Consider the following 20,893-nt stretch of genomic DNA (forward strand, 5'->3'; position numbering starts at 1 on the left):
TATAATTGGCGAAAAATAGAGTCACATAGATGACTCTATTTTTTTGTCTGCTGTTTTATCCAGCGGGTTAATTTTTCTGCTTTTTAATCTGTAGTGCAACAGAAGAAGCCAGGCTATTGGGGATTGGTATAGCGAGGTGATATTGGCTTACCTTCCAGGTACCGTCGGTCTTTATCAACACGCCAGTGCCTCGTGTTTCGCCTAATTTTTTGTTATCCAGTAATTCATCAAACCACGCTACCTGAGCATCGGACGAAAAGTAAATATGCCTATCGCGAGGCAAATAGGTCCAGCCTGTTCCCTTATCAAAATGGGGTTTTGCGTAGGCTTTAAAATCATCAATACTCCACACCTCATGGGCATCGGTACCAATAAATACAGCATTGGTAGCATATAACGCAAAGTAACCTTCATAGTTAGCTACGGATGCTTTTTCATGCAGGGCATCAAGTACCCGTGAAACCTCGGTTTCATCAGATTTACTACTTTTATCATTTTCAATCCATTTTGCGCCAAATACCGCGGTGCTTACTAACAAAAGAAGTACAGCTAAAACTCTATTCATATTAATGCCCTTGTTTGAGAGTGTTATACACAGCATAACGCGTTACTTTGCGTAAATCTTTATCGCTTTGTTGCGAAACGATACAGGGGGCATTCAAAAAGTCCTTAGAGCACGCTTTAAGTGAAAGGCGCCGTGCTTCCATAGTCAAGAAAGATAGGCACTGTGGAAGTAGGTAGCAATGAGTGTGATGTGCTTTCATCTGTGGCTTGTTCGTAAAAGCTTGATAAGCAGTAGCTTGCAGCAACCTTAGCAATATCTAGTGTTGAATAAGCCACTGTTGATACACGGTATGTCAATGGGCTTCCCGCGGGTTTCAAAGGCGAATCTGGTGCTTGTGCTGCAATAATTGACAAATCATTTGGCAATTCCATACCTAGCTCTTTTGCACTGGTTACAATGAGCTTTACCAGCGCGTCGCTAGTACAAATAACCGCTGAAAAAGCGGTTTCTTTAGCAAGTAGTTCTAGCAAAGGATCGTCTGTATCTTCACTGCCCACATAAATGGAAAGCTCGGGCCGAAACGATGTGGAACCGGACACAGATAGGCGAGAAACAGCGGCGTTGAGTGCTACCGATATTTCATTAGTGTGACTTACTAATTCAGAATTATCGCTGATTAGCGCAATATCGTTATGACCCAAGTCTCTGAGTTGTTTAAACGCGTATGCTGCCACCTCAAAAATAGACGCAGAAAACCCCGTTACACCACCTTTGAGTTCGCTTTGACTTAGAGTGACAACACTTTGCTTTTTATCCTGCAGGTGTTTTGTAGTAGACGCAATGGGAGGCGAGGCAATGGTATTAACAAATACTCCATCGCACCCTTGGGATAACAAAAACTCAATTGCCTCATTTTCCGACTCAAGGGTATCGTGAGAGAACGCGACCACACAATGTTTTTGGTATTGTCGCAAAATATGTTCAAAAGAAAAAAGTAAGTGGGAAGAAAACAACATATGCTTGTTTGGCAATACAACACCTACCGCATGGCTATGTTTAGATGCCAGTGAACGGGCTTTCTGACTCGGTGTATAGTGTAATTCGCTTGCCGCCTGTTTTACCTTATCAGCCATCGCGGCATTCACCGACGCCTTACCATTTAATACGCGAGATACCGTTGATAAGGATACTCCAGCCCGCGCTGCTACCTCATAGATGGTTGTCATTTAGCTCTTTCTTTTCACTAAGATATCGATCGTTTTACTGTAAGTAAGCGTTCACTTAAGCCCAGCGCGGGTATACAGTTCTGGGCTTTTATTGCTTGAGACAACCACTATTCGATGTTTTGAATTTGCTCGCGCATTTGTTCAATCAGCACTTTTAGCTCTACGGCCGACTGCGTAATGTCGGTGCTTATTGATTTTGAGCCCAAGGTGTTTGATTCACGATTAAACTCTTGCATCATAAAATCCAAACGGCGACCTATGGCGCCCCCCTTTTTCATGATATTTCGCGTTTCGTTTACATGCGTATTCAAACGGTCAAGCTCTTCAGCTACATCTACTTTTTGGGCCAGCATGATCATTTCTTGTTCGAAGCGTCCGGCGTCTAGCTCTACTTTTGCTTCTTCAAAGCGTGCCTGCACTTTTTCTCGTTGCCATACCATAATTTCAGGCATGCGAGCGGCCACTTTTTCTACTTCGGCCTCTATAGCGTCTAAGCGCTGCGCTATCATGGCTTTAAGTGCATCGCCCTCTGAGGCACGTGCATCAATAAAATCTTTTAGGCCTTGGTCGAAAGCGGCCATAACGTCTGCGTGAATGCTGTCCATATCGGCTTCTTCTGCCGCAATTACTCCAGGCCAGCGCAATACGTCTAAGGGGTTCACACCTGATGACTGTCCGTGAGACTGCACCCAATCAGCGGCTTGCATAACCTGTTTAGCTAAGTCTTCGTTTAAGCTTAACGTTGTTGTAGCTGCATCGTTTGCCGTAAAGCGCAATGCGCATTCTACTTTGCCTCGAGCCAGCTTTTTACGAAAACGTTCGCGCAGCATGGGCTCAAGTGAGCGAAATTGTTCCGGCAAGCGAAAGTAGGTCTCTAAAAAACGCTGATTAACAGAGCGTATTTCCCATACTGCAGAGCCCCACTCTTTTTTCGTCTCTACGCGGGCGAATGCTGTCATGCTATAAATCATAATTTTCCTTGGAATTTTACTGAAAGCCTGCAAAAACAACGCGACCAACGTGTTGTATCGATAAATAAACGGGCAGTCTTTCTCGTTAGCTATATATTATATCAGTCCGCATAGATAATTACCCACTCAGCGAGACTTAAAATGTTCGTAATCGCGGCGTGTTACCGCATGTGCAGTGGCTCTACGTCAATGTGACACAGCAAAGAGTACGCACATTTAACCATTTCTATAAGGAATACAAGAATACGAGCAAAGTTCGTTTTCATAGGATGGGCCCATTGCGCTATACTTAGACTCATTCATATTTCCAGTGAATGTGGTTTTAGCGTTCAACCACGTTTGGCCTTAAAAACATAAGCTGGAAATGACATTTAAGCACTTACGTTGTGGAGAACTCTATGCGTCCAAGCGGCAGAACCGCCAGTCAAATTCGTCCAGTTACTATTACTCGTCAATACACCTGCCATGCTGAGGGCTCGGTATTAGTTGAGTTCGGCAATACAAAGGTGCTGTGTAACGCAACGGTAGAGGAAGGCGTGCCTCGCTTTATGAAAGGGCAAGGAAAAGGATGGATAACTGCTGAATACAGCATGTTACCGCGCGCAACGCATACCCGAAGTGGCCGAGAAGCGGCTCGCGGAAAGCAAGGTGGCCGCACGCTAGAAATTCAACGCTTAATTGCTCGCTCGCTTCGCGCCGCAGTAGATTTAAAACTACTTGGTGAAAACACCATTACTTTAGATTGCGATGTTATTCAAGCCGATGGCGGAACGCGCACAGCATCGATAACTGGCGCCTGTGTAGCACTTGTCGACGCATTAACCTATATGCGTGCTAAAGGTATTTTAAAGGCAAACCCGCTCAAGCACATGATAGCTGCGCTGTCGGTTGGTATTTTTGAAGGCACACCGATTGCTGACCTTGAATACACAGAAGATTCAGAAGCTGAGACTGACATGAACGTTGTTATGACAGAAACCGGTAAGCTAATTGAAGTACAGGGCACGGCAGAAGGCGAACCTTTCTCGTTTGAAGAGTTAGAAGAAATGCTGAAGATAGCGAAACACGGTCTTCGCGAATTGTTTGATATCCAAAAAGCGGCACTAGCGTAAGAGGTCTACATGAAAGCGTTTCAGCGTGATTTTATTGAGTTCGCCATTGCGCGTGGTGTACTAAAGTTTGGTGAATTTACGTTAAAGTCGGGCCGCACTAGTCCTTACTTTTTTAATGCTGGTTTGTTTAATCGCGGCGGTGACCTTGCAAAACTAGGTCGCTTTTATGCTGATGCATTAGTCGATGCAGGCGTGGAGTTTGACGTATTATTCGGGCCTGCCTACAAAGGTATTCCTATCGCTACCACCACTGCGGTAGCGTTAGCCGATAGCCATCAACGTGACGTGCCTTACTGCTTTAATCGCAAAGAGGCTAAAACTCACGGTGAAGGTGGAAACCTGGTAGGGAGTCCTCTAGATGGACGGGTGATGCTGGTGGACGATGTGATCACCGCTGGAACGGCTATTCGTGAGTCTATGGCGCTTATTGAGCAACAGCAGGCTAGTTTGTCTGGTGTTCTCATTGCCCTAGACAGACAAGAGCGAGGCAAAGGTGAATTGTCAGCGATTCAGGAAGTTGAGCGCGATTTTAATACCACAGTGATTTCCATCGTTGCTCTTGCTGATGTGGTTGCCTATTTGCAAGAAAAAGGCGGTCATAGCGCCGAGATTGATGCCATAAACACCTACCGTGAGAATTATGGCATCTGATTTTGATACTGCTTTTAATGAGGCAAACACCCATTTAGACGCGTTGGGGCTTCGCTGCCCTGAGCCGGTTATGATGGTGCGTTTAAACATTCGTAAATTAGCGGATGGGGAAACCTTGTCAGTGTCGGCAGACGACCCGTCAACAGCGAGGGATATCCCAAGCTTTTGTCGGTTTATGGGACACACGCTGGTAGCGTCTCAAACTGATACAATGCCATATCAATTTGTCATACAGAAAGGGTGCTTGTAAGCGCCCTTTTTATTCACCTTCGCTAAGCGCTTGCAAAAGCAGCTTTTGAACAGCTAATTTGCTTTTTTTGTTTGAGCAATGAATATCGCTCAAATGCAGGTTTTCTCCGCTCAACATTCTTTTCAGTACAGACGCTCTGACACTTAACGAGATATAGCCCTCATTGGCTGTACGCTGTTTGGCGTTCATCGTGTTTTCCTCATTAAATAAATCAGTGGACGAGAGAAAGGCGGTTATTGGCGCGATGGATACTTTTACTTACGGAGTGATTGTTAACAAAATGGCTGCCAACAGAATGACCGCCATCGGCATTGCTATTAGCTGCATCGTTATTAGCTAACGTGTTGTTAACTAACAGCAGACTGCTTTGTTCAAAAGCATGCATCGCAGTTTTGATTAACGCTAAGATAGTATGGTTGGTAGCATGAAGAGGCAGAACTGCAATTAGCTGCTGTTGGCACTGCTGCAATACATTATGAGCTTCTTGCGTATTGTCACTACAGTGCAAAAGAGAAGACAGATACATACCTGCGGCCGAGTAGGAAATTATATCCTCCCTTACGCCATTGTCTTTGTGATTTGAAACGTTTTGATTGGACACATTTTGTAATGCCGTGAGGACAAGCTTTGCAGTTTCTAGCGTCTGATACGCCAGCGTGCACGCTTTATCAAGTTGCCCCTGAAGGCGGGCCTTTTGCATGCTATCTTGCAAGAAATGCCGATGTTTACGCGCGTCAATTGGGTTTAATTGAAGCCACTTTGTATAAACGGGGCATAAATGTTGTGTATTCACTGTTGCACCTCTTAGATAGGACTCGTTATTACACTAATGTAAATAGGAATCATTATCAATAAAGAAGTTCAACAAGATTGGTAAAAGCTTTTACAAATGTTTTTTGCGCAGCGGTAAAATACCAAAAAGCCTTATTATAAGAGTGTGTTAGCGCCCCACCAGAGTAGAAGCACGATAAGTGTTGCGCCAATAATCGCCTTCATTTTATAGCGCCTAATTATTTGCTCTGCCTTGTCGCCAGCATAATACACGGCTGCCGCAAGGCCGAAATAGCGAAGTGAGCGCGCTATAATCGTGGCCAGTAAAAACAAGGGGAGCGAATATTTTGTGGCACCTGCTGCAAGCATAGCTACCTGAAAAGGAATAGGGGCAATGCCCAAGGTCATAACAAACCAAAAGCCCTGCTGCTGCATTTGGTCTTTTACATTTTCAAATTGGTCCTGACTGAAGAAAGTGGAAATTACCCACTCTCCAATCAAATCAAAAAGATAATACCCTAAGGCATAGCCGAAAATAGCCCCTATCACACAGCCAAGGGTTGCCATTGCAGCGATGTGCCACAGCGATTCTCTTCTTGCCTGCATCAATGGCAACATCACGGCTTCCAAAGGAATCGGCACTATGGTCGATTCTAAAAACGAAGAAAGCGTAATACCTTTCAACATATGTTTCGAATCGACCAATTGCTTGGTCTTTTGCGCCATCTTTTTACTGAGCTTTTTACCAGGTGTCATGAAATCCTTTCTCGTACTGCTTCTTTTTTACTGTTTGTGAACAACGCCGTCTTTCATTACAAACGACACATTTTCCATTATGGTTATATCGTCAAACGGGTTACCTTTTACCGCAACAATATCTGCTAATTTACTCGGCTCTAACGTACCTAGTATGTCGCTTACACCGAGTAAATCTGCGGCATTCACCGTGGCGCTTGTTAACGCGTCAGCAGGAGTCATTCCCGCTTCAACCATTAGGGCAAACTCTTGTGCATTATCGCCATGGGCTGATACGCCACTGTCAGTTCCAAAAGCAATTTTCACGCCCGCTTTATGAGCGGTAGCAAATGTTTGCTGAATTAGGGGGCCAATTGCCGCTGCTTTTGGGCGAACTAATTCTGGAAAGAAGCCATCGATTTTTGCTTTTTCTGCAACAAACTTGCCGGCAAGAATGGTGGGCACATAATACGTGCCGTTTGCTTTCATCAACTCGTGAATCTCTTCATCCATGTAGGTGCCGTGTTCTATTGAGTCCACACCTGCTGTAATAGCTCGCTTCATGCCTTCTTTTCCGTGTGCATGAACGGCTACGGTCATTTCGTAGTCTTTCGCCGTATCGACAATTGCTTCTAATTCATCGGTCATAAATTGTGGGTTTTGACCACTTTTAGCCACACTGAGTACACCGCCAGTGGCGGTAATCTTTATCAGGTTAGCGCCGTCTTGATAGCGCGTTCTTACTGCTTCTCGAGCTTGCGCTTCTCCATTGACTACGCCTTGCTCAGGACCTACATCCGGGCGAAGTAAATGAGACATACCATTAGATGGGTCGGCATGGCCGCCCGTGGTGGCAATAGATTTTCCTACGGTGTAAATGCGCGGGCCAACAGCATAGCCCTTATCGATAGCGGTTCTTAGGGCAATGGTTTCATTGTGCGAGTCACCGAGGTTTCGTACTGTTGTAAAGCCTGCGTCTAGGGTGATCTTTGCGTAATTTGCTGCACGCAATGCATAGTCTGCTTCATTAAGCGTGAATCGCTCTAGGTAGCTCTTTGGTCCGCCTTGTTGAGAGGACAGGTGTACATGCATATCCATCAAGCCAGGCATCACCGTGCTATCTTTTAAATCAATAACAGTATCGCCCTTCTCAGCGCTTAAATATCCTGATTTCACACTTTCGATTTTGTTATCTTCAATAACGATAGTCACCTTGTTGCGTAATTCGCTAGAGGTTCCGGTAAAGGCTTTGCCAGCATGAATGAGCGTGGCCGCTTGGGCGCTAAACGTAAGCGGTAAAAGTGAGCAAGATACAGCTAATGCGGTCAGTGTTTTTTTCATAATATAGTTCTTCTTTTGATGGATAATTACACAGTAATTTAATGTAAAGCACTCATTAAAGTAACGCAAAGTATTACGCTATTAGTGGCGGGTTTTACGGGTTTATATGAGGTATTTACGAAGCGTTATTTTATGGTGTACGAATTTTGGGCTAATTAAACGGGATGTATTGAAAGAAAGCGAAAGAGTAGAAAAGCAAGGAGCGGACGCAGATAGTGGAAAGCGATGAATCAAAAGGTAAGCGGAGATTAACCTACCTTTCCAATAACAAAGTCGATGTTAGCTGAGTGAACAACGAAGTGAGTTTCATCACCGCCTTTTATTTCTTTCGATTTTTCAAGTAGCTGGTAATACACATTTTGATGTAGGCGAGCCCAAAGGTTTCTGCGAACACATACATAGGGTATTGCGGTAGCCTCTTTATCTCGAATTGCTTTTGGTGGAACGCGTAGTTCCATTTGATCAACGCTATCTAAAACAACTTCATCGCCAGTCTGTGTAATCAGCACAAGCGCAGTGTTCTTGTCGCCGTTAGCGTCTGCTTCAATCTCTTTCCATTGAGTGATTAAAAAAGGCGTGTCTTCAACGGTAATCCCCACTTTTTCTACCGGCGTAACAAGAAAGTACTTATCGTCTTCTCGTTTAAGTACCGAAGAAAACAGTTTTACCAAGCTAGCGCGACCTACTGGGGTGCCTTCATAAAACCAGCGACCGTCTAGCGTCACTGTCATATTAATATCGCCGCAAAAATCGGGGTTCCATTTTTCGACAGGCGGAAGGGGGCGCGTCTTATCAGACGAGCCCTCTATTTGCTTTTGAAACTTAGTTAAGTCCATTTTGCTCAATCAACGCTTTGATTTCGCGAAGCTTCGCTTTAATACGGCGCATGTTGTCAGGCCCCGTTCTTAACAGTTGCTTTTGCGGCCCATCAAGGTTTTCTAAGCGTTCGTCTGTGTATTTGTACATCACAGAATCTGAATAGACTTCTACCGGCACCGGTACCTCTGGCGTATCAAGCAATTCGTCTATTGCGCTTAGCAACACACTATTAAAATCTTTGTCAGGGTCACCAATTTCAGCGTATTTAGCTTGAATTTCGTCTTTGTAAGACTGATAAACCGTTAACAGCGCCTCATTATCAAATGACTCTAAAACATTCACATATGGCGTGTAGCGCTTATAGCTAGCTGCATCAATCCACTGCTTATCAGCTTGAGAATACACTCTGAAATTCTGTTCTGGTGGAGTAAGCAATTGATGATTGGGCGCCATTTTGTTGCCCGCCAAATTTGTCACAGAAACCACAAAGCGTTGAAGTAGGCCTTCGTTAACCAGTAGTCTATTCACCGTGTCTTGATCGGCGGCTGCGCTATCTACTAGCGCTTCTTTCACTGCTGGATCGCTAACATCAAGTGGTTCGGGCTCACTTTCCTCAACTTCAGGGAGTGGTTCCACTTCGTCTTTCTCTTCAAGTTCAACAGGTGGTGGTGCAGGTTTTGTTTCAAATACTTCCGGTTCATCAGACTCGGTAAGTACGGGTTCATTAATTTCGGGCTTAGGTGCCTCTACTGGCTCAGGCGTTTCATCGCTTGGCCAAAAAACTATCGCAAGGATGACGACAAGGATTATTCCCGCTATCAGAAAGTGTGGGCCTAACGACTGTTTCTCTGTTGTTTCGCTCATAATGACTCCGCTGCTGAGATTTCCTTTAGGTAATACTACCAGACATAACACTCAATGTTAGAAAATCAAACAAGAGAAATGTTCCTTTTCTGCTTAAATTTTCAATCGTGATAGCCTTTTAACGTTGAAAACACCGATTTCGATTGGTCTTACCTACAACAAAATAAATGCTCTCTCCTAATGGTGCATGGGTTAATCAGTCTGTGTCGTTGTAAATAAGTGTCAATACTGCGATTCGATTACATGAATAGCGCGTGCTCGTAACGAATAGGCTATAACACGGAGTAAAATCACCCCTTGCTAGAAATATACACCGCTCAAATACCCATTATTACAAGTACACATTGTTACAAACACACGTCGTTACAAATACACGTGTCATTATTTGCGTCAATCATTGTAAATAACTTGGGTTATTTTAAACATTTGTTTAACATGTAGAGACTGTTATCTTGGTTGCTCACTATGACCGTTATATTATTTGCTATTCCTTTGTTTTTCCTACTTATTGGTATTGAGCTTTATGCCGATCGCAAAAGGAAAACGGGGTACTATCGAACTAATGACGCTATCACAAGCTTAAGTGCGGGTGTGCTTTCTCGCATTGTGGCAATTGGTCATCAACTTATCCCCTTTACTATTTATGTGCTTTTCTTTGATGCGGTCGCTATGTTTGAGCTACCGCAAGCGTGGTGGGTGTGGGTCATTGCATTTGTAGCTTATGACTTCTTTTACTACTGGAATCATCGGCTTGGACATGAAATGAGCATACTCTGGGCCGCCCATGTAGTGCATCATTCAAGTGAAGATTACAATCTGACTACGGCATTGAGGCAAACAAGTGGTGCTGTGTTTAGCTGGATTTTTTATCTGCCGCTGGCGTTGGTTGGCTTTACGCCACAGATGATAATAACGGTGGGAGCACTTAATTTGGTGTATCAGTTTTGGGTTCACACTCAACACATCACCACGTTGGGGTGGATGGAAAAGGTGTTTGTCACCCCTTCAAACCACCGGGTTCACCACGCCCAAAATCGCATCTATATCGATAAAAATTACGGAGGTGTTTTTATTCTTTGGGATCGGTTGTTTTCAACCTACATGCCCGAGAAAAAAGAAGAGCCCGTAGTTTTCGGTATTCGCGGTGCGCTCAAAAGCTTTAATCCGCTTTGGGCTAACTTACAAATTTACAGTCAACTCGCTAAGGATAGCTATTATACCCGTTCATGGACTGACAAATTTCGCGTCTGGTTTGGCCGTACGGGTTGGCGACCGGCCGACGTATCAGAGCGCTTTCCCAAGGAAAAACTACCTTTGAGTAATTTTAGAAAATACCATCCACATATCCATAAGTCAGTGACGCGCTATAGTCTTTTACAGCACGTAATTATGCTTGGCGCTGCGCTTTATTTTTTGCTCAATTTAGACACGCTCTCAGGTATGCAGCAAATGGCTATTGTTCTCACCGTTGTGGTTATGAGTATTCAAAATGGCTTTATTCTGTCTCAATCTAAGTTGGCGCTTGCGTTAGAGGGGCCGCGGTTACTCATGTTTCCACTACTGTGGATTGCTTCGGGGATTGGCATTGCGGCGTGGTGTTTCGCACTGTCTTCTGTCGTTGGCCTCGTTATGCTGTTATTTGCAGTGCGCTACAGTAATTATCGCCGCCCTATCGAAGAAGTCAGGCTATCAACTGAACCTGAAAACTTAGCGTAACGTAATAAAGACGTTTTGTTAGCGCCGGCGTTGTGTATAGCGTCAGCTGCTACCCGTATTAGGGCGTTTTTTGAGGTAGGTATGCATAAGTTTCTTTTTAGCGATTTAGAAGATACACCAACAGTAATAGACTACTTAGAAGTGCAGTCATATGAGATGAATGTGTATCTCGTTTATTTAATGGTTGGTGATAAAAGCGGGATGGTTTACGACAAAAAGGGTAAGCCAATGCGATTTTTTAGCACGGGTCATATTCGCGAATCATTTGCTCACTGCAGCGTCGAAAAGTCGGTGATGAAGCACGACACGCCTTATGACGAAATGATAGGTAATCCGCCTAAAAGTGCAGAGCAAATGGCGCTGCCTTTCAGTATGGATTTGCCTTACTAAACACATTTCAGCTTTATAGTTGTGTGTTCTGTTTGCGGAGCACGCAAACTAGGTGTTTTCTAGCCAGGGAGCCGCCAACGCTCGCATATTAACTTGCGCACCTAATCGCCTGGCCAATAAAAACAGTCCCCCTAGCTTTCTGTGAATAAATAACGCATCAGCCGGTGGCGTATGCCAGAAGTCATGTTCCGTCGTGAGCGTCATGCCCTTATCGTGCAGGCGCTGAATAAGGTCGCTAGTGCCAAAATCATAGGGCTCGTTATGTATAAGCGACTCGCACGCTTCCATGCCAATACCAATGACAGCATCAACCTGTTCGGGAGTGTGCGATTTATCTATTAGTCCGATATCAAGGGCTGCCTCTGCCATTAACTGCTCATCTTGCAAAGCGGCACTATTAAGCAGTGCTTTGTAGCCTATTGAAATACTTTCTGGGATCTCACGGGTTGCGCCAAAATCAAGAAGTACTATCTGCTTTGTCTCTTTATTAAACTTGTAATTGGCAAGGTTCGGATCGCTTTGTAGCAGCTTAAAGTTAAATACCTCATTGAAAAATAGTCCCATCAAGTCAGTCATAACAGCATTGCGTACTTCCTGTGATTCATCAAGCAGCGTATCTAGGTTCGAAGCCTCAATAAAGTCCATCGCGAGTACCGTTTCACTGGTAAGGGGCTTGTAAGTTTGAGGAATGATAAAGCGTTCTATCTCTGTAAGCTGCTGGCCATAACGAGTTAGCATAGCCGCTTCGCGGTTGTAGTCAGCCTCTTGATGAAGCTGTGTTTTTGCTTCACTAAGAAGAGGATTAATATCTAAAGATTTCGGTATCAGCCCCGTGAGCTTTATTAAGGTCGCGACATTATCCACATCGCTATCGATACTTTTTCTCACCCCAGGGTATTGCACCTTTATCGCCAGCATTTTTCCATCCATGGTGATGGCCTTATGCACCTGACCAATAGATGCCGCTGCCACTGGCGCAAAAGAAAAATACAGTAGGCTGTCCTGCCAATTCTCACCCCACGCCTTATTCAAGGTTTCGATAAGCTGCGATTTAGGCATTGGATCTGCGTCTTCTCTTAAACGAGATAAGATAGTAGCAAGCTCAGGGGGCAAAAAGTCTCCTGCATCCATAGAGATAAGCTGACCGAGTTTCATGGCCGCGCCGCGCATGCTAGCTAGCTGATTGGCCACATTCGTCATATTCTTTGGTGTTAATAGCAATGAGGCAAGGGCAGGTCTCTCGCCCTTCAACAGTTGTCCTGCGCCCTGAGTAACGACATTTCCGGCAATTTTACCCGCCAGTGCGCCCAGGCGACTTACCCGGGATAATCGAGAAGAGGGAATAGCTTTTGACTTTCTTTTAGGGGAGTCTTCGGACATGTCACCTACTCTATTTCGCTACGTTGGAAACGTAGCAGGGTCGCCTCAAAAAGAGGCTATTAAATAATATAGGTATGTACGAGATAGAGGTCGGTTTTGATTAACGAATACGTTTAAAAGCAACTTATTTAAAAGCAATTCGTTCGCCTATGCGCACTGGTATTAGATAATTTGCGACACCACCTGCAAAACAAAACCAACGACACTGCCAATGGCAAAACCTGTCCAGCCGTTTGCGCCGCGATAACGCCAAAGGGCCGCACCAAAGAAACCACACCACAACATGGATGAATAGGTGGCAATCATTCCATCACCCATACCGGTATTGGGCAAAAACAGCATGATGATAAACGTCATGGCCATTCCCCCACTTAAGAGCACCCACATGATGTTCTTTTTATCAGCAAAGGCACTGTTAGCAGCCGAGCCTTTTGGGCCTGTCGAGTCTTCAGAGTGCCCCAGCGCCGCGCGCTCTTCGAGATTGCCAGTGTCGGCTACTTCTTTTTTCTTTCTGTCTTTTCGAGCGTTGTGCGCAAATGCACTAGAAGCGCTGTTACTCATGATAATACCTTCATAGAATGACGTTCTCACGCAAACGTTAATGTATTGTTAAAAGAAACGCTATAAGACTTCGGTGGTAGATGTGCTCTGGTCAGTTTTTTTAAAGACATAAAAAAAGCCCGCGGATTTAATGCTAAATGAAGCATCCGCGGGCTTAGTATTGCAAACACTGGGTTTAGTGATGGTCGCTGTTAAAGCCCACCTCAAGCAGCGTTACATTGTCGGTGAAAGTAAGGGTTTTTAGTGGCCCGTTACCTTCAACGTTAATGGTGTTCACTTGGCTAGGCCATAAATCTCGAAGTGCATCGTGACGTATTTTCAAGCCCTCAAGTGCCGGTGGTTGAGCCGTTTCTTGGTAAACCCAAAAGTGCTTACCATCCACTTCAAAACCTACTTGGCCAAGCGCTAGCGAAGTATCTTCACTGTTTAACAACGCAAAGTGGTGACCAACATAATCAGCAAATGCTTGCTGCGTCTTTTCGTCATCCATAATGTCGGCGTTCTTATCAAACAGAACCTTTACCGCATGCTCAGCATCGTGCAAATTAAAACGATGCATTACTTCGATATTTTCGGTTCTTGGATTGAACAATACCGTGGTAATAGCCGCCTTAATTTGATGGGCCTTCACCGCAGTGCTGTATGCAAAGCTACCTGCTACCAATAACAGTGCAAGCAGGGCAACCGTGCCCTGCTTGATAGAAGACAATTTACTCGTCATCGTTGCCTTCATCATTCTCATCGTCTTCGTCATCAGTTTTTAACTCAGTTTTTGAGTCTTGCATAAGGTCGCGGTACTCGTATGAGTTGCGAGACTTACCTTTATACGCTTCGATACGCGACGGAATGATGCGACGTGGATAGTGGTTGTTTTCAACATTCACATCGGCTGTTTCCCAATGTGGGTCAACGGTAACACTCACTAACTCTTTGTCTTTTTCCGTTACGATTAGCTTGCTAACCGCTTTTGGCGTTCTGCGCCAAATTTCAGCAGGTATACGCATCTCTTCTGTCGAACCATCTTCATAAGCAAGTTCTAGAATGATAGGCATAACCAAGCCACCATGGTTACTGAAGTTAAGTACGTAATAGTTTTTATCTTCTCTTACTGCACGTTCAAATGCAGTGCGTTCCCAAGGCTCTAAACCTTTCAAGAATTTTTGATAGCTATTACGCTCTTTGTTAGTCACGGTATAGCGATCGTTTTCGTCGTAAAAATCGCTGATGTCATCGAAGCGATCAACCCACAACTCTTTACCTTCTTCTTTGTTGCGAATAACGGTAAGCGACTGTGGTTTTTCCATTTCTGTCTGGCGTTCGCGGCCAAAATCGATATCTGGATCTTCGGTGTTCAAGCGAAGCTTATAAACGCTGTCTAAGCTAATGTCTACGTGATCTGTTGAGTAGAACCAGCCACGCCAGAACCAATCTAAGTCAACACCTGATGCTTCTTCCATTGTACGGAAAAAATCAGACGGAGTCGGGCGTTTAAACATCCAACGCTGTGCATATTCTTTAAACGCAAAATCGAAAAGCTCGCGACCAAGAATAGTTTCACGCAAAATGTTAAGTGCTGCTGCAGGCTTAGTATACGCATTAGGACCTAAACGAAGTACCGAGTCTGACTGAGTCATAATAGGCACCTGAGTTTGAGACTTCATGTAGCCTGTAATATCACGTGGCTCAACACCCCATGGAATCGTTGGATCCCATTCACGACCTGCTACACCATCAAGAAAGCTGTTTAACCCTTCATCCATCCACGTCCATTGGCGCTCGTCAGAGTTTACCGTCATCGGGAAATAAATGTGCCCCACTTCGTGAATAACAACGCCGATAAGAAAGCGTTTTTCAGCAAGTGAATACGTGCGAGAACCGTCGTCTTGTAACTCGGTACGCGGGCCGTTAAACGTAATCATAGGGTATTCCATACCACCCACAGGGCCATTAACCGACTGGGCTACTGGGTATGGATAGTCGAAACTAAAGCGGCTGTACACGTCCATAGTGTGGATAATGGATTCAGTTGAATACTTCTGCCATAGCTCACCACCTTCTTTAGGATAAAACGACATCGCCATTACAAGAGGCTGTGTGTCGCCGCCTTGTTGGTAACCGCGCGCATCCCAGGCAAATTTCCGTGATGAAGCCCATGCAAAGTCACGTACATTCTCTGCTTTAAACGTCCACGTTTTTAGCTTTGATGTACCTTCTTTCTCATTCTCGATAGCTTCTTCAGGCGTTACAACAAAAACAATACGATCTGCCTTCTCTGCCTTTTTCAAACGATCGCGCTGAGTTTTGGTCAGCACATCTTTTGGGTTTTGAAGCTCACCTGTCGATGACACAATGTGGTCGGCAGGAACGGTAATGTCTACTTCGTAGTTACCAAACTCTAGTGTGAATTCGCCGCGGCCGATAAACTCTTTGTTAGTCCACGCTTCGTAATCTGTGTACGCGGCCAAACGAGGGAACCACTGGGCAAGCAAGAAGATGTCATTGCCGCCTTCACGTTCATCATCAGGGAAGTGCTCGTAACCTGCGCGAGCAGATACCGCATCTTCTTCTACAATGTTAAATGCAAAGTCGATATCGAAAGTGACTTTCTTACCCGGCTTCAATGGCGTTGCCAAATCCACACGCATTAATGTACCAACCGTAGTATGGCGAAGGTCATTACCTGATTTATCTTCAACGCGAGAAATGGTGTAGCCTAGCTCATTGTCTTCAACAAATTGCTGGCGACGAAGTGCGCCCATGCTCAGTTTTGCTGGCTTGCTACCGCTGGCTGCTTCTGTAGCCGGACCACGGTTTCCAATACCACCAAATGTGGTAGTAAGCGCTGACATAGAGTCATCGCGGAATTTGTTTTGGTCTAATTGAATCCACAGATACTTCAGCGTATCTGGTGAATTGTTGTGATAAGTAATGGTTTCTTTTGCTTCAATACGACGCTCGCCTTCAAGCAATTTCACGTCGATATCGTAGTCAACTTGTTGCTGCCAATACTGATGGCCAGGTTCGCCAGCAGCATTTCGATATACATTTGGAGTAGGTAAAACTTCGTCTAGCTGACGGAATTTATCTTCAAAGTCGCCCTTTGTTTGCTTTATTGAGGCGTGTGCACTGGGAAGAGAAATCAGCATTGACAATACTGGCGCTAGCCAGAAAAAATGTCGTTTTGCGGTGCTCATGGTGTTTCCTTGCAACGTGTTAAGTTGGAATTATTATATGTTATCGCCTTTAGTATATAAGTCTGGCTCTGCGAATCCTAGTTCCCGACCGTAAACTACCCTCGGTTTAACGCAAAGTTTATGTAACAGAACGTTTTGTGATACGACTTTAACTGTCGTATTCTTATCTCCTTGTCCTTTTTTCATTTCCTTCCTCTATGAATAGTTTTTCTTGGCAGCGAGCTGTCGTTAAAGTGGGTAGTGCCTTAATTGCACCTGATGGCAGAGAATGCAGCGGCCGATACTTATTAGCATTAGCTCGATTTATTACCGTTAGCCGTGAACAGGGTAAAGAAGTCATTTTAGTGTCTTCAGGCAGCGTCGCTGCGGGTCGCAATAAGGTCTCTTCTGGTGCTAATGGAGTTGTATTACGCAACACACCATCAATTGCTGAAAAGCAGGCTTTGGCTGCCATTGGGCAGAATTTAATGATGGCAAACTGGCAACGTTTTTTCGATTTCCCCTGCGCGCAAGTGCTGCTTACCGCTGACGACCTTCGCGATCGCACTCGCTATGTAAATATAAAAAATACGCTGCGAGAAATTCTCAATCACCATGCTTTGCCCATTATCAATGAAAATGACACGGTGGCAGTAAATGAACTTAAGGTGGGTGATAACGACAATCTCGGCGCTTACACCGCACTGGTTGCGCAAGCAGACACCCTTATTATTTGTTCTGATATTGATGGGCTTTATACCGGCGATCCGCGCAAAAACAAGTCTGCCACGCTCATTCCTTTTCTCGAGAATATTGATAATAGTATTTACGAATTAGCTGGCGGAGCCGGCACCGCTGTAGGAACCGGAGGTATGCGCACGAAAATAGAAGCGGCAGATAAGTGTATTAATAGCGGTATTCAAACATTGATTGTAAATGGCCGTAAGGGTGAGACATTTGACGCCCTGCTCGCCGGTAAGGTACCAGGTACCCTTTTTAAACCAACTCGCACACCTTCAAACGCCCGAAGACTTTGGCTTACTCATACACTCAAAACCGCTGGACGCATTGTTGTTGATAGTGGCGCAAAGTTAGCGCTCGTTGAAAATGGCGCTTCACTGTTACCGTCGGGTATTGTTGATGTTGACGGAGAATTTGCTCAGGGAGAAGCGGTTGAGGTTATCTGTGATGGTCGCGCCATAGCGAAAGGCTTAAGTGTGTATAACGCAAAAGACTTATTGCTCATAAAAGGGAAAAAGTCGAAAGATATTGCCAGTGTGCTAGGTTATGAAACAACAGATGTTGCCGTACACAGAGACGATATGGTGCTGCTGTAGCGGCACCGTTTTACTAATGCCGTTATATTAGCTTCGTAATACTAATATCATTTAAAAAGCCCCGTTATATTAGCCCTGTTCAATAAGTGCTTACAAGGCTAATGGCATTGTTCGGCGCAGCCAGCAGTGCTAATGCTCAATGAGAATAACTGACTAAACAGCAACAAAGAGGATGCCCATGACAGAAATAACACCAACGCTCTCGGACTACCCCTTTTCAGTCACAATTGCTACTCGGTGGCAAGACAATGATGCGTATGGGCACATCAACAATGTAATGTACTACAGCTTTTTTGATACAGCGGTTAATCGTTATTTGATTGAACGTGGTGGGTTAGATATTCACAACGGTAAAACCGTAGCATACGTGGTAAGCAGTCAATGTCAGTATGTCGCACCTGCGGCTTATCCAGAGGATATCTATGTGGGTGTGTGCGTGAATAAAGTGGGCAGAAGTTCAGTTACCTATGGTTTGTCTGTGTTTGCTGGGGAAAGTAAACGCCGGGTTGCTCACGGTCAGTTTGTTCACGTTTTTGTTGATAGAGCCTCGGATAAATCTATTCCCATTCCGGTAAATATTAAAGCAGCGCTTGAAGATATTTGCGACCCGTCATGAGTAGTGTTGATAGCGGTAGTTTAAAAAAATCTTTGCAAGGCGTTTTTCTGGATGCTGAAACGCTGGGCACAGGCCATTTAGATACCTCAACGCTTGATGCCTTACCGTGCAGGCTCACTCAATATGACAATTCCACAGGCGAAGAAATCGTCACGCGAATAAAATCGGCCCACGTGGTGCTTGTGAACAAAGTGGTACTGGATGCATCAGTATTACAGCAGGCTGAAAATTTACTCTACATTGGCGTAACCGCCACGGGTATGAACAATATCGACTTGGATTACTGTCAGTCTCACAACATCCGTGTTCAAAATGTAGAAGGGTATGGCACAGATAGCGTGGCGCAACACACCCTAACCTTATTGCTCAACTTAGCGACAAATTTTGCTCGCTACCAGCGAGATGTGGCAAACGGAGAATGGTCGGCGTCACCTCATTTTTGCCTCTCCACTTATCAGGTAACTGAATTGGCTGGAAAGCATGCGGTGATTGTCGGTCACGGAGCGTTAGGACAGCGGGTGGAGGCTTTACTTACGGCCTTAGGAATGAAGGTGTCTATAGCGGCTAGACCTGGTAAAAAGGATGATAGCCGCCCATCGCTGGTATCGCTTTTGCCAAGCGCGGATGTGGTGACCTTACATTGCCCGCTTACAGCTGAAAATGAGAAACTAATTAACGGGCACACGCTGTCGCTAATGAAACCCAGCTGCTTGTTAATTAATACCGCCCGTGGTGGTTTAATTGACGAAGAGGCTTTGTTAAAAGCGCTCAATAACAACCAAATTGGTGGTGCCGGGCTGGATGTTTTAAGTAAAGAACCTCCGCCTGAGGATCATCCACTGCTTAATGCCAATCATCCCAATTTATTAATAACGCCACATAATGCATGGATTGCCACTGCTTCACGGCAGCGGCTGCTTGATTTAACCGTTAATCATTTATCTCATTTTCTGCATGCGCATAGCGGCGTAAACACCTAGCGGCTTGCTTTTAATGTTCAATGCCTAATGAAACGCCTAATGAAGAACGTCTAGTTAAGAATACCAAATGAACAATATCCAATGACTAATACCTTATGACCATTAACAATGAATAACGCCACCCTATTTTCACTTTGCTGCTTAATATGGGGTTCTACGTGGATTGCTATAACCTATCAGGTGGGGCACACCTCAGAAACCTTCGCCGTAGCGTTACGCTATTTACTCGCCTCTGCTTGTTTGGGCTTATATTGTTTGTATCGAGGTTTGCCGTTTAAGCTGCCCCTACATATTCATGTGAAAATGGCCGCTGTGGGATTCTTCCTGTACAGCCTTAACTACACGCTGCTCTACATGGCCCAGGCGCATATTATTAGCGCACTTCTGGCGCTAATGAGCTCGTGTATTATCTACATTAACGTGGTACTGCGTCGCTGGTGGTTAAAAGAGCCCATTAGAAAAGAGGTTGTGATTGGTGCTACGTTCGGGCTTACAGGCATTGTGTGCTTATTTGTGCCCGAATTTTCAAAAGTGTCACTGGATCTTGCGTTGGCTACAGGCCTTGGTATCGCGTTTGTTAGCTTTCTTTGCGCGTCTATCGGCAATGTTATTTCAGAGCGTATACTCACCTCTGGCACTCCCGTCATTCAAATGAACTTCTACGCCATGAGTTATGCCATGGTATTGCTGTTTACTACTTCATTACTATTGCCTGAAAAACTTGTTATCCCCACGAGTAGCGAGTTCTATTTCTCGCTGTTATATCTGGCAATTTTTGGTTCGGTTTTCGCATTTGGTGCCTACATGAAATTACTGCAGCAGATGGGCGCTGATAAAGCCGCTTACGTGGTGCTGGTTTACCCTATGGTAGCACTCGTTATATCCACCTTTTTTGAGGGATATACGTGGAGCGCCCTATCCGTACTTGGCGTGTTTATAGTGTTAACGGGCAACGCTATAGCCATGGGAAAGGTACCGCAATTTATGCGCAGGCCTTCCACGCCAACGTAATTGCTTTTTAAAAAATTTGGCTGCCGCAGTTCTTGGTCTAAGCTGCCGCAGCTCTTGGTATAATTTACACCCTTTCGCTACAGCATCTGCAGCTATAGCGCATTAATTTTTTTATTTAGCTCGTAGGCGGGCTCTGTAACAATGGCTTCCAGAGTTTCAATACGCTGCTCGAGCATTTCAATGTGCTTATCTTTTTTCTGTATAGCTCTTTTGTGATGCTCTGCGTTGTTGGCGACAAATGGATTACTGCATTTACCGTTTATCCAATCGTTTAAACGCCACTGAAACCTTGCGTCTAAATAGCAAGCGCCCAAAGCAATCGTAGTTATACCGCTAAGTAGTAATAAAAGGCTTAATGTCGACATAGTGTTGTCCTCACAGTAATTAGTCATAGTTTACGAGGCAAATTAGGTAGCGCATCGCACGCTTTTGCCAGCGACTTACCCATGTAGTCTGCGAGTTGACAAATAAATTACACATTATT

General features: G+C 44.8%; 23 protein-coding genes. 9 read left to right on the top strand and 14 right to left on the bottom strand.

Annotated elements, in window-relative coordinates; all coding sequences use genetic code 11:
• Nucleotides 1–67 precede the first annotated feature (67 nt).
• The 3 genes from JV36_RS0111695 to JV36_RS0111705 all read right to left on the bottom strand — a co-directional run bounded on the left by JV36_RS0111695 (nt 68) and on the right by JV36_RS0111705 (nt 2,702).
• Nucleotides 68–565: a nuclear transport factor 2 family protein gene (locus JV36_RS0111695; protein WP_032095258.1), complete on the bottom strand. Its 498-nt coding sequence runs from the start codon at nt 563–565 to the stop codon at nt 68–70.
• A 116-nt stretch (nt 566–681) separates the two neighbouring features.
• Nucleotides 682–1,731 carry a LacI family DNA-binding transcriptional regulator gene (locus JV36_RS0111700; RefSeq protein ID WP_032095259.1) on the bottom strand — a complete coding sequence of 350 codons (1,050 nt, stop codon included), beginning with the start codon at nt 1,729–1,731 and terminating at the stop codon, nt 682–684.
• Between the two features lie 107 nt (nt 1,732–1,838).
• Nucleotides 1,839–2,702, bottom strand: a complete 864-nt coding sequence (locus tag JV36_RS0111705; protein ID WP_032095260.1) for a YicC/YloC family endoribonuclease — start codon at nt 2,700–2,702, stop codon at nt 1,839–1,841.
• Nucleotides 2,703–3,100: 398 nt separating this feature from the next.
• On the opposite strand from JV36_RS0111705, the gene rph reads away from it, so the two are divergent.
• Genes rph through tusA form a run of 3 tightly spaced genes read left to right on the top strand, consistent with a single transcriptional unit; the run spans nt 3,101 to nt 4,715 of the window.
• Nucleotides 3,101–3,814, top strand: a complete 714-nt coding sequence (rph, locus tag JV36_RS0111710) for a ribonuclease PH (protein ID WP_032095261.1) — start codon at nt 3,101–3,103, stop codon at nt 3,812–3,814.
• Nucleotides 3,815–3,823: 9 nt separating this feature from the next.
• Nucleotides 3,824–4,465, top strand: coding sequence for an orotate phosphoribosyltransferase (pyrE, locus tag JV36_RS0111715; RefSeq protein ID WP_032095262.1), 642 nt, complete (start codon nt 3,824–3,826; stop codon nt 4,463–4,465).
• Entirely contained in the window at nt 4,455–4,715 is a 261-nt protein-coding gene (gene tusA, locus JV36_RS0111720; protein WP_032095263.1) for a sulfurtransferase TusA, read from the top strand. The genes pyrE and tusA overlap by 11 nt, the downstream gene beginning before the upstream one ends.
• Before the next feature lie 9 nt (nt 4,716–4,724).
• Here tusA and JV36_RS0111725 read toward each other — a convergent pair whose 3' ends face one another.
• The 6 genes from JV36_RS0111725 to JV36_RS0111750 form a co-directional block, all read right to left on the bottom strand.
• Nucleotides 4,725–4,904 (bottom strand): hypothetical protein, encoded by a 180-nt coding sequence (locus JV36_RS0111725; protein ID WP_032095264.1) that lies wholly within the window; start codon nt 4,902–4,904, stop codon nt 4,725–4,727.
• Between the two features lie 22 nt (nt 4,905–4,926).
• On the bottom strand, nt 4,927–5,508 hold the full coding sequence (locus tag JV36_RS0111730; protein WP_152561511.1) for a hypothetical protein: 582 nt from the start codon (nt 5,506–5,508) through the stop codon (nt 4,927–4,929).
• A gap of 134 nt (nt 5,509–5,642) precedes the next feature.
• Nucleotides 5,643–6,242: a YqaA family protein gene (locus JV36_RS0111735; RefSeq protein ID WP_032095265.1), complete on the bottom strand. Its 600-nt coding sequence runs from the start codon at nt 6,240–6,242 to the stop codon at nt 5,643–5,645.
• A 27-nt stretch (nt 6,243–6,269) separates the two neighbouring features.
• A complete protein-coding gene (locus JV36_RS0111740) occupies nt 6,270–7,562 on the bottom strand; it encodes a metal-dependent hydrolase family protein (RefSeq protein WP_032095266.1) in 1,293 nt (430 codons plus the stop codon).
• Nucleotides 7,563–7,810: 248 nt separating this feature from the next.
• Complete coding sequence (locus JV36_RS0111745) at nt 7,811–8,398, bottom strand: DUF1285 domain-containing protein (RefSeq protein ID WP_032095267.1); 588 nt, start codon at nt 8,396–8,398, stop codon at nt 7,811–7,813.
• Nucleotides 8,385–9,245 (bottom strand): DUF3014 domain-containing protein, encoded by an 861-nt coding sequence (locus JV36_RS0111750; protein ID WP_032095268.1) that lies wholly within the window; start codon nt 9,243–9,245, stop codon nt 8,385–8,387. The genes JV36_RS0111745 and JV36_RS0111750 overlap by 14 nt, the downstream gene beginning before the upstream one ends.
• 465 nt (nt 9,246–9,710) lie before the next feature.
• Here JV36_RS0111750 and JV36_RS0111755 point away from each other — a divergent pair, with 465 nt between their 5' ends.
• Both JV36_RS0111755 and JV36_RS0111760 read left to right on the top strand, forming a co-directional pair.
• On the top strand, nt 9,711–10,961 hold the full coding sequence (locus tag JV36_RS0111755) for a sterol desaturase family protein (protein WP_032095269.1): 1,251 nt from the start codon (nt 9,711–9,713) through the stop codon (nt 10,959–10,961).
• A gap of 81 nt (nt 10,962–11,042) precedes the next feature.
• Nucleotides 11,043–11,351: a DUF6482 family protein gene (locus tag JV36_RS0111760; RefSeq protein WP_032095366.1), complete on the top strand. Its 309-nt coding sequence runs from the start codon at nt 11,043–11,045 to the stop codon at nt 11,349–11,351.
• A gap of 48 nt (nt 11,352–11,399) precedes the next feature.
• Here the strand turns inward: JV36_RS0111760 and JV36_RS0111765 are convergent, their stop codons facing one another.
• From JV36_RS0111765 to JV36_RS0111780, 4 genes are all read right to left on the bottom strand, one after another.
• Nucleotides 11,400–12,731, bottom strand: a complete 1,332-nt coding sequence (locus tag JV36_RS0111765) for an ABC1 kinase family protein (RefSeq protein WP_032095270.1) — start codon at nt 12,729–12,731, stop codon at nt 11,400–11,402.
• A gap of 162 nt (nt 12,732–12,893) precedes the next feature.
• Nucleotides 12,894–13,292, bottom strand: coding sequence for a hypothetical protein (locus JV36_RS19885; RefSeq protein ID WP_032095271.1), 399 nt, complete (start codon nt 13,290–13,292; stop codon nt 12,894–12,896).
• 175 nt (nt 13,293–13,467) lie between these two features.
• Entirely contained in the window at nt 13,468–14,013 is a 546-nt protein-coding gene (locus JV36_RS0111775) for a DUF6702 family protein (protein WP_052010085.1), read from the bottom strand.
• Nucleotides 14,003–16,486: a M1 family metallopeptidase gene (locus JV36_RS0111780; RefSeq protein WP_081926609.1), complete on the bottom strand. Its 2,484-nt coding sequence runs from the start codon at nt 16,484–16,486 to the stop codon at nt 14,003–14,005. Before JV36_RS0111780 ends, JV36_RS0111775 begins: the two co-directional genes overlap by 11 nt.
• A gap of 197 nt (nt 16,487–16,683) precedes the next feature.
• On the opposite strand from JV36_RS0111780, the gene proB reads away from it, so the two are divergent.
• The 4 genes from proB (at nt 16,684) to JV36_RS0111800 (ending at nt 20,409) form a co-directional block, all read left to right on the top strand.
• Complete coding sequence (gene proB, locus JV36_RS0111785) at nt 16,684–17,802, top strand: glutamate 5-kinase (RefSeq protein WP_032095272.1); 1,119 nt, start codon at nt 16,684–16,686, stop codon at nt 17,800–17,802.
• Nucleotides 17,803–17,980: 178 nt separating this feature from the next.
• Nucleotides 17,981–18,418 carry an acyl-CoA thioesterase gene (locus JV36_RS0111790; protein WP_032095273.1) on the top strand — a complete coding sequence of 146 codons (438 nt, stop codon included), beginning with the start codon at nt 17,981–17,983 and terminating at the stop codon, nt 18,416–18,418.
• On the top strand, nt 18,415–19,398 hold the full coding sequence (locus JV36_RS0111795; RefSeq protein WP_081926610.1) for a D-2-hydroxyacid dehydrogenase: 984 nt from the start codon (nt 18,415–18,417) through the stop codon (nt 19,396–19,398). The genes JV36_RS0111790 and JV36_RS0111795 overlap by 4 nt, the downstream gene beginning before the upstream one ends.
• A 108-nt stretch (nt 19,399–19,506) precedes the next feature.
• Entirely contained in the window at nt 19,507–20,409 is a 903-nt protein-coding gene (locus tag JV36_RS0111800) for a DMT family transporter (protein WP_032095274.1), read from the top strand.
• Nucleotides 20,410–20,501: 92 nt separating this feature from the next.
• On the opposite strand, the gene JV36_RS0111805 is transcribed toward JV36_RS0111800, so the two are convergent.
• Complete coding sequence (locus JV36_RS0111805; RefSeq protein ID WP_032095275.1) at nt 20,502–20,774, bottom strand: hypothetical protein; 273 nt, start codon at nt 20,772–20,774, stop codon at nt 20,502–20,504.
• Nucleotides 20,775–20,893: the final 119 nt, after the last annotated feature.

Origin of the sequence: Alteromonas sp. LOR, from assembly GCF_000753865.1 — a bacterium.
In the GTDB taxonomy this organism is placed as follows: Bacteria; Pseudomonadota; Gammaproteobacteria; order Enterobacterales; family Alteromonadaceae; genus Alteromonas.

Bases quoted from the DNA above. Each gene is read 5' to 3' on its own strand.
- JV36_RS0111695 (WP_032095258.1), bottom strand. From the start codon at position 565: ATGAATAGAGTTTTAGCTGTACTTCTTTTGTTAGTAAGCACCGCGGTA.
- JV36_RS0111700 (WP_032095259.1), bottom strand. From the start codon at position 1,731: ATGACAACCATCTATGAGGTAGCAGCGCGGGCTGGAGTATCCTTATCA.
- JV36_RS0111705 (WP_032095260.1), bottom strand. From the start codon at position 2,702: ATGATTTATAGCATGACAGCATTCGCCCGCGTAGAGACGAAAAAAGAG.
- rph (WP_032095261.1), top strand. From the start codon at position 3,101: ATGCGTCCAAGCGGCAGAACCGCCAGTCAAATTCGTCCAGTTACTATT.
- pyrE (WP_032095262.1), top strand. From the start codon at position 3,824: ATGAAAGCGTTTCAGCGTGATTTTATTGAGTTCGCCATTGCGCGTGGT.
- tusA (WP_032095263.1), top strand. From the start codon at position 4,455: ATGGCATCTGATTTTGATACTGCTTTTAATGAGGCAAACACCCATTTA.
- JV36_RS0111725 (WP_032095264.1), bottom strand. From the start codon at position 4,904: ATGAACGCCAAACAGCGTACAGCCAATGAGGGCTATATCTCGTTAAGT.
- JV36_RS0111735 (WP_032095265.1), bottom strand. From the start codon at position 6,242: ATGACACCTGGTAAAAAGCTCAGTAAAAAGATGGCGCAAAAGACCAAG.
- JV36_RS0111740 (WP_032095266.1), bottom strand. From the start codon at position 7,562: ATGAAAAAAACACTGACCGCATTAGCTGTATCTTGCTCACTTTTACCG.
- JV36_RS0111745 (WP_032095267.1), bottom strand. From the start codon at position 8,398: ATGGACTTAACTAAGTTTCAAAAGCAAATAGAGGGCTCGTCTGATAAG.
- JV36_RS0111750 (WP_032095268.1), bottom strand. From the start codon at position 9,245: ATGAGCGAAACAACAGAGAAACAGTCGTTAGGCCCACACTTTCTGATA.
- JV36_RS0111755 (WP_032095269.1), top strand. From the start codon at position 9,711: ATGACCGTTATATTATTTGCTATTCCTTTGTTTTTCCTACTTATTGGT.
- JV36_RS0111760 (WP_032095366.1), top strand. From the start codon at position 11,043: ATGCATAAGTTTCTTTTTAGCGATTTAGAAGATACACCAACAGTAATA.
- JV36_RS0111765 (WP_032095270.1), bottom strand. From the start codon at position 12,731: ATGTCCGAAGACTCCCCTAAAAGAAAGTCAAAAGCTATTCCCTCTTCT.
- JV36_RS19885 (WP_032095271.1), bottom strand. From the start codon at position 13,292: ATGAGTAACAGCGCTTCTAGTGCATTTGCGCACAACGCTCGAAAAGAC.
- JV36_RS0111775 (WP_052010085.1), bottom strand. From the start codon at position 14,013: ATGACGAGTAAATTGTCTTCTATCAAGCAGGGCACGGTTGCCCTGCTT.
- JV36_RS0111780 (WP_081926609.1), bottom strand. From the start codon at position 16,486: ATGAGCACCGCAAAACGACATTTTTTCTGGCTAGCGCCAGTATTGTCA.
- proB (WP_032095272.1), top strand. From the start codon at position 16,684: ATGAATAGTTTTTCTTGGCAGCGAGCTGTCGTTAAAGTGGGTAGTGCC.
- JV36_RS0111790 (WP_032095273.1), top strand. From the start codon at position 17,981: ATGACAGAAATAACACCAACGCTCTCGGACTACCCCTTTTCAGTCACA.
- JV36_RS0111795 (WP_081926610.1), top strand. From the start codon at position 18,415: ATGAGTAGTGTTGATAGCGGTAGTTTAAAAAAATCTTTGCAAGGCGTT.
- JV36_RS0111800 (WP_032095274.1), top strand. From the start codon at position 19,507: ATGAATAACGCCACCCTATTTTCACTTTGCTGCTTAATATGGGGTTCT.
- JV36_RS0111805 (WP_032095275.1), bottom strand. From the start codon at position 20,774: ATGTCGACATTAAGCCTTTTATTACTACTTAGCGGTATAACTACGATT.